Genomic DNA, 11,201 nt, shown 5'->3' with positions numbered 1-11,201 from the left:
CTGCAAAACAGGAAATTTCATCGGGCCGCACCAAAAAATGACTTATGGATATGTACGGCGGGACAATTTGGAATAATGATGACGTATAAGTAAATCTCTGGCGGACAAATTTTCAAAAAAGGGGGTTTTCTGTCAGGCACTATTTAATTACATTACGTGTGGTGGCGCACAGAAAAGATGGCAATGCCGAGTCATCGTGTGCTGTCGGAGTAGCTGAGTTGAGTCGTTGCCGACAAACGAGCTTCCATCTGACCATCTTCACCACAAAAGGAGCACAAAAATATGGGCATCTTCAAATCGATCCTGGACAAGATATTCCATCACAGCTCATCCGCTGCTGCGGCCGAACCGGCGCTGGCGCTGCCGCCGACGCAAGCATCGATTGCCACCGACATTAACGTCTCGTCACAGCAGCTGCAAGCCGTTGACGTGGCCGCCGTCTTGACCAGGCTTGCTTTGTCCAAGGGCGGAGGGGGTAACTGGCGGACGTCAATCGTGGATCTGCTCAAGCTGCTTGACCTGGATTCTAGCCTTGCCGCACGCAAGGAACTCGCGCAGGAGCTGAATGTAAGCTTCGGAATTAACGGCAGTGCCGAGCAGAACATCGCTCTGTCGAAAGCTGTCATGCAAAAGCTTGCAGAAAACGGCGGTCAAGTCCCTGAAAGCCTCAAGCACTGATCGTCAATGGCAGCATGGTTCCGCGCACGAGATAAGTGGCATACACCAGTAGTAAATATTTTTTATTCTTAACAGAATAGGCTCACCGAGCCCTTAATAGGAGCAGACCATGGGTATTATCTGGACGATTATCATTGGCTTTATCGCGGGCGTTCTCGCAAAATTCATTATGCCAGGCAGCAACGAGCCTTCAGGTTTTGTGTTGACAACGATCCTCGGAATAGTTGGAGCTGTCGTTGCGAGCTATCTTGGACAAGCGCTTGGATGGTACGCGCATGGTGAAGGTGCGGGACTCATCGGCGCCGTCATCGGCGCCATTGTCGTTCTGTTTGTCTGGGGGGCGTTTGTCAAACAACGCGTGTAGGAGTAATCGCTTCTTTGCTAATGGTATATCACAGCGATAACCGATTATCCGGCTGTAAATTCATGTTAACTCAATAATGGTCATCAACTGTTGTTAACACGCTATCACCGAAACAAGGGCGCGGTTGTGTTCCAAACAGGCATAGAGGAGAAATGAAATGAGTCAAGGAATGCCGTCAATGGTAGCCCTTTTGGGACTTCTAGCAGTCGCGGGTTATCAGAACCGGGACAAAATCGCCGAAGTGCTTGGGGGTCAGAAGCAAGAGGAGGGCGGCAGACCCGCTACTTATGATCAGCCCAGTCAGGGAGGCGTGTTCGACAAGTTGGGAGGGCTCTTCGGTGGTGCGAGTGCCGGTAGCGTACTGAGTGGTGGGCTGCGGGACCTGGTCGATCGTTTCAAACAGAACGGACATGGCCAGGCTGCGGATTCCTGGGTAAGCACCGGTCCCAATCAACCGCTCCGGACGGATCAACTGGAGCAGGCGATCGGGCCCGATGCATTGAACACGCTTTCGCAGCACACCGGACTCTCGCGCGAAGAACTGCTATCCAGGCTGACTCGTGAGTTACCGGCAGCGGTGGACAAATTTACGCCTGAAGGCCGGCTACCCACAGAAAACGAGGCGGCGCGGCTGATATAGCCAATGTCTTGATCAGGGACAATGTAAAACGGCGCCCCGCAGGGCGCCGTTTCCCGGATTGAGAAGCCGCCTGCGGCTTAAACCGTCACCGTATCCGCCACATCGCTGAACTCGGCAATCTTGTCGAAGTTCATGTAGCGATAGACCTCGGCCGCCTTGGCATTGACCACCTTCACCTGCTCCATGTATTCGGCGACGGTCGGGATCTTGCCCATCAGGGCACAGATCGAGGCCAGTTCGGCTGAACCGAGGTAAACAAAGGTGTCGATGCCGAGCCGGTTCGGGAAGTTGCGCGTCGAGGTGGACATCGCGGTGCTGCCCTTGCGGATCTGTGCCTGGTTGCCCATGCACAGCGAGCAGCCGGGCATTTCCATGCGCGCGCCGCTCTTGCCGAGGGTGGCGTAGTAGCCTTCTTCGTTGAGGATGGTGGCATCCATCTTGGTCGGCGGCGCCACCCACAGGCGGGTCGGGATGTCCGACTTGCCTTCGAGCACCTTGGCCGCCGCGCGGAAGTGGCCGATGTTGGTCATGCACGAGCCGATGAAGACTTCGTCGATCTTGGTTCCGGCGACTTCGGAGAGCAGCTTGACGTCGTCCGGGTCGTTCGGGCAGGCGACGATCGGTTCTCTGACATCAGCCAGATCGATTTCGATCACGGCGGCGTAGCTGGCATCGGCGTCGGCCTTGAGCAGTTGCGGGTTGGCGATCCAAGCTTCCATGGCCTTGATGCGGCGGGCCAGGGTGCGTTTGTCTTCGTAGCCGGTGGCGATCATCCACTTCATCAGGGTGATGTTCGAAGTCATGTATTCGATGATCGGCGCCTTGTCCAGATGCACCGTGCAACCGGCGGCAGAACGTTCGGCCGAGGCATCGGAGAGTTCGAACGCCTGCTCGATCTTGAGATCAGGAAGGCCTTCGATTTCAAGGATGCGGCCGGAGAAGATGTTCTTCTTGCCCTGCTTGGCGACGGTCAGCAGTCCCTGCTTGATGGCGTAGTAGGGAATGGCGTTGACCAGGTCACGCAGCGTAACGCCTTCCTGCAGCTTGCCCTTGAAGCGCACCAGAACGGATTCGGGCATGTCGAGCGGCATGACGCCGGTGGCTGCGGCAAAGGCGACCAGACCGGAGCCGGCGGGGAAGGAGATGCCGATCGGGAAACGCGTGTGCGAGTCGCCGCCGGTACCGACGGTGTCGGGCAGCAGCAGGCGGTTGAGCCAGGAGTGGATGATGCCGTCGCCGGGACGCAGCGCAACGCCGCCGCGCGTGCTGATGAAGGTCGGCAGGGTACGATGGGTCTGTACATCGACCAGCTTCGGATAGGCGGCGGTGTGGCAGAAGGACTGCATCACCATGTCGGCGGAGAAGCCGAGGCAGGCCAGATCCTTGAGTTCGTCGCGCGTCATCGGGCCGGTGGTGTCCTGCGAGCCGACGGTGGTCATCCTCGGTTCGCAGTAGGTGCCGGGAAGGATGCCCTTGCCTTCTGGAAGACCGCAGGCGCGGCCAACCATTTTCTGCGCCAGCGTGTAGCCCTGGCCAGTATCGGCCGGGTTCTGCGGCAGGCGGAACAGCGTTGAAGCGGGCAGGCCCAGCGCTTCGCGTGCCTTGGCGGTGAGGCCACGGCCGACGATTAGCGGAATACGCCCACCAGCGCGAACTTCGTCGAGAATCACCGGGGTCTTGAGCTGCGATTCGGCAATCACCTGGCCATTCTTGAGCGCGGTCACTTTGGTCGTCACTGCGTCAATTTTCAGCTCGATCTCGTCGCCCATGTTCATTTCTTCGACATTCAGTTCGATCGGCAGGGCGCCGGCATCTTCCATGGTGTTGAAGAAAATCGGGGCGATCTTGGAACCCAGACAGAAGCCGCCAAAACGCTTGTTCGGTACGAAGGGTATGTCCTGGCCGGTGAACCACAGCACCGAATTGGTGGCGGACTTGCGCGACGAACCGGTGCCGACCACATCGCCGACGTAGGCGATCAGGTTGCCCTTTTTGGCCAGCGTTTCGAGCTGCTTGAGTGGGCCACGGCTGCCCACTTCGTCGGCTTCGATTCCCGGACGTGGATTCTTGAGCATGGCCAGGGCGTGCAGCGGGATGTCGGGGCGCGACCAGGCGTCCGGTGCCGGCGACAGATCGTCGGTATTGGTTTCGCCGGTGACCTTGAACACGGTCAGCTTCTGCGCAGCGGGAACATCCGGACGCGAGGTGAACCACTCGGCGTCAGCCCAGGATTGCAGAACGGCCTTGGCGTTGGCATTGCCCTTGTCTGCAAGTTCTTTCACGTCGTGGAAGAAGTCAAACACCAGCAGGGTCTTTTTCAGCGCTTCGGCGGCCACGGCGCCGACTTCAGTGTCGCCGAGTACGTCGATCAGCGGTTTGACGTTGTAACCGCCGAGCATGGTACCGAGCAATTCGGTGGCCTTGGCACGAGAGATCAGCGCGCAGGACTCGTCGCCCTTGGCGACCTTGGCGAGGAACTCGGCCTTGACCTTCGCGGCGTCATCGACACCGGCTGGAACACGGTAGGTAATCAACTCGACCAGCGCCTGCTCTTCACCCTTCGGTGGATTTTTCAGCAGAGCAATCAGTTCGGTGGTCTGCTTGACCGTCAGCGGAAGCGGCGGGATACCAAGCGCAGCGCGCTCGGCGACATGGGCACGATAGGATTCCAGCATGGGGAGACCTTTCTCAAAGCTTGCACGGGGCAAAATCTTGTAATCCGTTAATTACGGGCTAAACGAGCATTGTACTGCAAGGCCGGTAAGGTAAAACGCTCCGGATACCGGCATTTCAATCAATCGGGTGAGAAGTGGAAAACCAACTCTTATATATGATATAAGATAAGCGCCCTGCTGTGAAGTCAACTGCCAGGTCAATCGCATGAATGCACCAGTGATTTATTCGGGGCTCCGCAGAGCCATTTTTTCAGGAAAACGTCGTCCCGGCGAAAGCCGGGACCCAGTGGGTGCTCCAACAACCTGGATTCCGGCTTTCGCCGGAATGAGCGCGAAGCCTGGCCTAGGGCCACGATGTAGTGGTTTTTCAGCCGCTTGCGAATCCAAAGACATTCATGCAATCGCCCTGAGTCATCTGCAAAGAACCGGGCTTGTGACCGGCATTCGGATCAGGCAACAAGCCCGGCAACCAGTTCGACCGTCTCGCCGCCATAGCTGACAAACTGGCCAGGGCGTAGCTTGGCACGCTTGCGGCTTTCGACGAGCCCGTCGACCAGTACCATGCCGGCCTCGATCTGGGCATGCGCATAGCCGCCCGAATGACACAAACCCGTCGTCTTCAGCAACTGGTCCAACTGGATGAAATCACCACGAACTTCAACAATTATCGACATGAAAACCTCTCAGAGTGATACCAGGGCGCGGTAAAGCGCGTGCCCCGAGTTCAGGTATTTTCGTTCGAAAGGCGTCAGCGCATATTCCGGCGTATACGGCTGGTAAACGGCTTCCCGCTGCGTCAGGCGCTTGACGGCGAAACAGAACTCGTCGATATAGATCCGCCAGTTGCTGCGGCATTCCAGCTCGCCGCCCAGTGCAAGCATCGCCGGGAAAACGGCATGGCCGTGCCAGCGCCGCGCCAGGTGGCCGATCTTCGGCCAGGGATTCGGATAGAGCAGGTAGTGACGTGCCAGACGGATATTGGCCTCGCGCATCAGTCGCCAGTAATCGACCAGATCGGCGCGCACCAGGTCGAGATTGGCCGGTCTCTGCGGAAAACCCTTTCGACCCGGCGAGTTTCTGCCCAGGCGCGCTGCGGACTGGTCGACACCGATCACGTAATGCTCGGGCCAGGCCAGCGCCAGCGCCGTGCTGCTCTCACCGACGCCGCAACCTGAATCCAGAATCAGCGGCGCTGCGGGCGCCACACGCTCGCGACGTTCAAGGCTCGCCGCGAAAGCCGCGCGGTTGTAATCGCTATACGGCTTGCGGAACGGCGAGCGGCAATGACGTTCGAGCAGTGAATCGAGATGTTGATGAATCCCGGTCTGGGCGCTGACCGGAATGCGCGAGTTGGCCTGCATGGATTGCTTACGCCGCGTGCGGCAGTACACCTCGCCACAGCGGCACCGCATGCTGCTCGAGCATCCGGCTGGTCTGCTTAATATCGCGCAGAGGGCGCACTGCCCAGTACAGCGCCTCGGCTTCGACAAAGGTGCGGCGCAGGGAATTGAGCCACAACTTGAGCCGGCCCGGCGCATGGCGCCACTCGACCCGAGCGAGTACCTGTTGCCAGTACTCGGCCAGCAGGGGCAGGAATTCGATCCAGTCGGCGTTGCGCCGTTCAGTGATCCGGTCGCCAGCGTTGATCGCCCGGATGCGCCGCGCGAGAAACGGGTCGGCCACCGCACCGCGACCGATCATCACGTCGTCACAGGTGCTCACTGCCCGGCAACGCAGGTAGTCCTGCGCTGTCCACACCTCGCCGTTGGCAACGACCGGCACCTGTACCGTTTCGTTGATGCGCGCCACCCACTCCCAATGCGCTGGCGGCCTGTAGCCGTCGTCCCGGGTTCGCGCATGCACCACCAGCGAAGAAACGCCGCCGTCTTCGAGCGCCAGTGCGCATTCGAGTGCCTTGCCGGTGTCGCGGACGCCGAGCCGCATCTTGGCCGAGACCGGGATGGCCTGCGGCACCGCCATTCTGACCGCCAGGACAATCCGGCGCATTTGTTCCGGATCGTCGAGAAGCGTCGCGCCACCACCATGACGATTGACGGTCGGCGCCGGGCAGCCAAAGTTGAGGTCGATCCCCGCCGGCGACAGTGCTGCCAGTTGCGCCGCATTGTCAGCCAGGCACGCCGGATCGCTGCCGAGCAATTGCACCACGACCGGCGTACCGGCATGCGTGCGGCTACCATTAGCCAGTTCCGGGCAGATGCGCAGGAAAGTGCGCTGCGGCAGCAGATTACCCGACACGCGGATGAATTCAGTCACTGCGCCATCATAGCCGCCGATGCGGGTCAACACGTCGCGCAGCACCTTGTCGGCCAGACCCTCCATCGGCGCCAGTAGAATTTTTCCCACGATTTAGAGTGATCAGAATGTTTGGAAAAGTGGACGAGCGTCGTCAGCCCCGGGAGCTCAATGAAATCATTGGCTAGATGACAAGCTGTGTTCCCAATTCGACGACGCGTTCGGTAGGTATCTTGAAATACTCGGTCGCACTGGATGCATTCTTTGACATCTGTGCGAACAGGCGGGCACGCAAGGGCGAAATGTTGCGCTTGAGCCTGGGAACAATCGTTTCACGCGACAGGTAAAACGTGGTTTCCATAAGATCGAAACTCTCGCCAAATCGTTTGCAACGTTCCAGTGCACGCGGGATATCAGGATCCTCCATGAAACCATAGCGGATGATCAGACGGAAAAAACCTTTACGCATCTTGTGCAGATACATGCGATCCAGGTCAAGGACGAAGGGGGAATTGGTCGTCTGCACGGTGACCAGCACGACCCGTTCATGCAGCACTTGATTGTGGATGAGATTGTGCAGCAATGCGGCAGGAACGCCTTCTTTGGAACCGGTCATGAAGATGGCCGTCCCATTCACGCGATGCACATTGACAATGGAATCAAGGAAAGCATCCATAGGAATGCTTTGCTTGGCGATTTCCTCACCGACCAGACGGCGACCCAGTCGCCAGGTGGTGAGCACGGTAAAGGAGGCGAGTCCCATCGCCAGGGCAAACCAGCCGCCCTGACCGATCTTGATCACATTGGCTGAGAAGAACACCAGATCAATGACCAGGAGCACTCCGAGCAGGGGCAACGCAAACCAGGGATTCCAGTGCCAGGCGCGTAACACGACAAAGGAGACCAGGATGGTACTGATCAACATCGTTCCGGCCACCGCTATTCCGTAGGCGGCCGCCAGATTGCTCGATGACTTGAAACCCAACACCAGTGCGATGACAGCGAGATAGAGCGTCCAGTTGGTGAACGGGACAAAGATCTGACCTTCCATGTGAGAGGTCGTATGAACAACCCTCATCCTGGGCAGATAGCCGAGTTGGACGGCCTGCCGGGCGACTGAAAAGGCACCCGAGATCACCGCTTGCGAGGCGATTACTGTCGCCGCCGTGGCGAGCACCACCATGGGGATCAGTGCCCAATCCGGCGCAAGCAGATAGAACGGGCTGCGAATCGTTTCCGGATCGGTTAACAGCAAGGCACCCTGTCCGTAGTAATTCAGTACCAGGGCCGGGAGCACGAAAGCATACCAGGCCAGGCGAATCGGAGACCTGCCGAAATGCCCCATATCCGCGTATAGCGCCTCGCCTCCCGTGACCGAAAGAAAGATCGAGCCAAGCGCAAGAAAGCTTTGCCATGGATTGCCGAAGAGAAACTCGGCAGCGTAGATCGGATTCAAGGCCAACAGCACCTGTGGCGCCTGCGCGATGCTGATCACGCCAAGTACCGCCAGAACGACAAACCACAGACACATCACTGGCCCGAACAGCATACCCATGGCCGCCGTGCCCCGGCTCTGGATCGCAAACAGGACGGTCAGAACCACGAGAGTGATGGGAATCACGTACTTCGTGAACTCCGGAGAGACCACATCCAGCCCCTCGACTGCGCTGAGCACAGAAATAGCCGGCGTGATCATGCTGTCGCCATAAAACAGCGCGGCGGCGAAAATGCCCAGCATCGTCACGAACCACGTGGCGCGCGTGCTCTTGGTCAGTTCCATGACCCGTGCGAGCAGGGCCAGACTACCACCTTCGCCATGGTTATCGGCGCGCATGATGATGAGTACATATTTCAGGGTGACCAGCACCATGATGGTCCAGAAGATCAGTGAGAGGACGCCGAGGATGCTTGCCGGCTCCACCTGCATGGGGTGATGCCCGGCGAAGGTTTCCTTGAGCGCGTAAAGCGGGCTGGTCCCGATATCGCCAAAAACAACACCTATCGCGCCGACGACCAGTGCCGACGGGCGACTCTTGTTCTCACTCGCTGACATCGTTCAATACTCCCTGTTTGTTGTTATTCGAGTCCCGACCTGTTTCGACCTTGCCACGGATGTTGTTAAAAATGGCCTCCATCCGCTGTATGGTCGGCAGGGATATTTCGGCGGCATTCGCCAGCGTATGCTTATCCCTGCCTAATAACGGTTACGCTGCTACCAAATGGGCCACCTTGAGCATCATTAAGGCCAGAGTGTCTATACGACTTTTATAATTTTTTTGATTTTAATACACATTGATAGACAAGTGATCCCGATGATAGACAAGTGATCCCGACATCGTAACTACTGAGAATCGACCCGACCGCGCAAAACCTTCACCAGCCCGCGCCGGATCTTGCTTTCAACTCTTTTCTTCTGCGCACTGCGCGTTGGCCGGGTCGGACGTCGCACCACGGGAACAAAGGCCGCACGCGCGATCAGCTCACGCAAACGTGTCAGTGCATCGACGCGATTGCGTTCCAGACTGCGGTGCTGCTGCGCCTTGATCACCACCACGCCCTCGGCGCTGACCCGCTGGTCGCGCAACTGCAGCAGCTTCGTCTTGATCTCGTCCGGCAGCGAAGAGGCGCCAATGTCAAAGCGCAGGTGGATGGCATTCGACACCTTGTTGACGTTCTGACCGCCGGCACCCTGCGCCCGAATGGCGATGAACTCGACCTCTTCTTCGCGCAGCATGATTTGTGGTGAATGGACAGACATGTGATCGGCTCAGGAAAATTAACTAGCAAAAACTGCGTACAGGCTTGAAAACCCTGTTGGCAAGGGTTCACAACGCTAACGTGCATGATTATAAGACGGGCATTCGTGCCCCGGCGTTTTGCCGTAAAGGGGGACAACTCCGCTGTCCGCAGGCATTACAATGCGCCCTTTCGACGGGAGCAATGCAGGATGGAGAGAATCGGCGCTGTCGTGATCGGGGCCGGGGTTGTCGGTTTGGCCTGCGCAAGGACGTTGGCGCAGCGCGGCATCGATACGGTGATCCTCGAACAACATGACACCTTCGGTAGCGAAACAAGCGCGCGCAACAGTGAAGTCATCCACGCCGGACTTTACTACCCGACCGGCTCGCTCAAGGCAGAACTGTGCGTTGCCGGCCGCCATCTGCTCTACAAATTCTGCGTCAGTCACGGCGTCAGCCATCGGCGCTGCGGCAAGCTGATCGTTGCCACCTCGACCGCACAGGAAAGCCGTCTGCACGCCTTGCTCCGGCAGGGCGAAAACAACGGCGTCGATGACTTGCGGCTGCTCGGTGCCGCCGACGCCCGCGCCCTCGAACCCGGGCTTCGATGCACTGCGGCCCTGCTCTCGCCGTCAACCGGAATCATCGACAGCCATGGTCTGATGCTGGCCCTGCTCGGCGACGCCGAACGCGCCGGTGCGACGCTGGCGGTGCGCAGCCCCCTGCGCGCCGGCACCCTGGCCGACGATGGACTGGAGCTCGACGTCGGCGGCCAGGACGCCGCGCGCTTCAAGGCCGGCATCGTGATCAACGCTGCCGGACTCGGTGCCGTCCGCGTCGCCCGCTCATTGGCCGGCTTTCCGGCGGCCGGATTACCGCCCGCCTTCTACGCCAAGGGCAACTACTTCACGCTGGCTGGTCAGGCGCCCTTTTCGCGGCTGATCTATCCGCTACCCGAACCCAGCGGCCTGGGTGTTCACCTGACGCTTGATCTCGGCGGTCAGGCACGCTTCGGCCCCGACGTCGAGTGGCTGACCCACTCATCGACTGACCCCAAGGCCATGGAATACAGCGTTGACCCGGCGCGTGCCGACGCGTTCTATGCCGAGGTCCGCCACTACTGGCCGGGCTTGCCCGATGGTGCGCTGGCCCCGGCCTACGCCGGAATCCGGCCGAAGATCGTCGGCCCCGGCGACCCGGCCGCCGACTTTCTCATCCAGGGGCCGGAAACCCACGGTATCGCCGGGCTGGTCAACCTGTTCGGGATCGAGTCGCCGGGGCTGACGGCGTCTCTGGCCATCGCCGAAAGAGTCGTTGAAAAACTCCGGCTCATTTGAATCCATGCCCTTGCCAACCCGCCTCGTGCTTGATACCAACATCGTGATGGACATGCTGCACTTCGGCAACCGCCATACCCAGCCTCTGCAAACGGCCATCAACCAGGGACATATACTGTGTTTTACCGCGACGGAATGCCTGGCCGAACTGGATCGGGTCAGCGCTTACCCGGAGTTCGGCCTGGATCTTGCCGCACGCAATGTCCTGATGCAAAGCTACCGGAGTATTGCCACGCCATGCGACGCCAGCGGAGAGGAAAACTACCTGCTACCGCGCTGTCGTGACAAGGATGATCAGAAGTTCCTGATTCTTGCCGCTCGCTGCCAGGCCGATCTGCTGATAACGCGCGACAAGTTACTGCTCAAACTCGCCCGCCACCGGCACAAACCGCCACCGTTTACCATCATGACGGCGGAAGCCGCCAATCAGCTTCTCGGCCTGGTATGACAAAACCATCTCTCGTCGAAGCGAATAGGTCGGGTTAGGCCGCCAGGCCGTAACCCGACGTCTCAGGC

General features: G+C 59.1%; 11 protein-coding genes. 5 read left to right on the top strand and 6 right to left on the bottom strand.

Going from position 1 to position 11,201, the window contains the following annotated elements:
* Window positions 1–282: 282 nt before the first annotated feature.
* The 3 genes from JNM42_RS07050 to JNM42_RS07040 all read left to right on the top strand — a co-directional run bounded on the left by JNM42_RS07050 (window position 283) and on the right by JNM42_RS07040 (window position 1,682).
* Window positions 283–678: a DUF3597 domain-containing protein gene (locus tag JNM42_RS07050; RefSeq protein WP_294267975.1), complete on the top strand. Its 396-nt coding sequence runs from the start codon at window positions 283–285 to the stop codon at window positions 676–678.
* A 109-nt stretch (window positions 679–787) separates the two neighbouring features.
* Complete coding sequence (locus tag JNM42_RS07045) at window positions 788–1,042, top strand: GlsB/YeaQ/YmgE family stress response membrane protein (RefSeq protein WP_294267974.1); 255 nt, start codon at window positions 788–790, stop codon at window positions 1,040–1,042.
* A 178-nt stretch (window positions 1,043–1,220) separates the two neighbouring features.
* Window positions 1,221–1,682 (top strand): YidB family protein, encoded by a 462-nt coding sequence (locus JNM42_RS07040; protein WP_294267973.1) that lies wholly within the window; start codon window positions 1,221–1,223, stop codon window positions 1,680–1,682.
* 77 nt (window positions 1,683–1,759) lie between these two features.
* Here JNM42_RS07040 and JNM42_RS07035 read toward each other — a convergent pair whose 3' ends face one another.
* The 6 genes from JNM42_RS07035 to arfB all read right to left on the bottom strand — a co-directional run bounded on the left by JNM42_RS07035 (window position 1,760) and on the right by arfB (window position 9,368).
* Window positions 1,760–4,357 carry a bifunctional aconitate hydratase 2/2-methylisocitrate dehydratase gene (locus JNM42_RS07035; RefSeq protein ID WP_294267972.1) on the bottom strand — a complete coding sequence of 866 codons (2,598 nt, stop codon included), beginning with the start codon at window positions 4,355–4,357 and terminating at the stop codon, window positions 1,760–1,762.
* A 449-nt stretch (window positions 4,358–4,806) separates the two neighbouring features.
* A complete protein-coding gene (locus JNM42_RS07030) occupies window positions 4,807–5,031 on the bottom strand; it encodes an RNA-binding S4 domain-containing protein (RefSeq protein ID WP_294267971.1) in 225 nt (74 codons plus the stop codon).
* 9 nt (window positions 5,032–5,040) lie between these two features.
* Window positions 5,041–5,718, bottom strand: a complete 678-nt coding sequence (locus tag JNM42_RS07025; RefSeq protein WP_294267970.1) for an SAM-dependent methyltransferase — start codon at window positions 5,716–5,718, stop codon at window positions 5,041–5,043.
* A 7-nt stretch (window positions 5,719–5,725) separates the two neighbouring features.
* A complete protein-coding gene (locus JNM42_RS07020) occupies window positions 5,726–6,697 on the bottom strand; it encodes a tRNA-dihydrouridine synthase family protein (RefSeq protein WP_294267976.1) in 972 nt (323 codons plus the stop codon).
* Window positions 6,698–6,794: 97 nt separating this feature from the next.
* Complete coding sequence (locus JNM42_RS07015) at window positions 6,795–8,663, bottom strand: potassium transporter Kup (RefSeq protein WP_294267969.1); 1,869 nt, start codon at window positions 8,661–8,663, stop codon at window positions 6,795–6,797.
* Between the two features lie 288 nt (window positions 8,664–8,951).
* On the bottom strand, window positions 8,952–9,368 hold the full coding sequence (arfB, locus tag JNM42_RS07010) for an alternative ribosome rescue aminoacyl-tRNA hydrolase ArfB (protein WP_294267968.1): 417 nt from the start codon (window positions 9,366–9,368) through the stop codon (window positions 8,952–8,954).
* 189 nt (window positions 9,369–9,557) lie between these two features.
* Between arfB and JNM42_RS07005 the strand changes: the two genes are divergently transcribed.
* Window positions 9,558–10,685 (top strand): NAD(P)/FAD-dependent oxidoreductase, encoded by a 1,128-nt coding sequence (locus JNM42_RS07005; RefSeq protein ID WP_294267967.1) that lies wholly within the window; start codon window positions 9,558–9,560, stop codon window positions 10,683–10,685.
* A 10-nt stretch (window positions 10,686–10,695) separates the two neighbouring features.
* Window positions 10,696–11,133 (top strand): putative toxin-antitoxin system toxin component, PIN family, encoded by a 438-nt coding sequence (locus tag JNM42_RS07000; protein WP_294267966.1) that lies wholly within the window; start codon window positions 10,696–10,698, stop codon window positions 11,131–11,133.
* Window positions 11,134–11,201 lie beyond the last annotated feature (68 nt).

Origin of the sequence: Propionivibrio sp. (assembly GCF_016790145.1) — a bacterium.
Classification (GTDB): domain Bacteria; phylum Pseudomonadota; class Gammaproteobacteria; order Burkholderiales; family Rhodocyclaceae; genus Propionivibrio.
The sequence above is the reverse complement of the archived record's forward strand: the minus strand, read 5'-3'. Positions and strand labels throughout refer to the sequence as shown.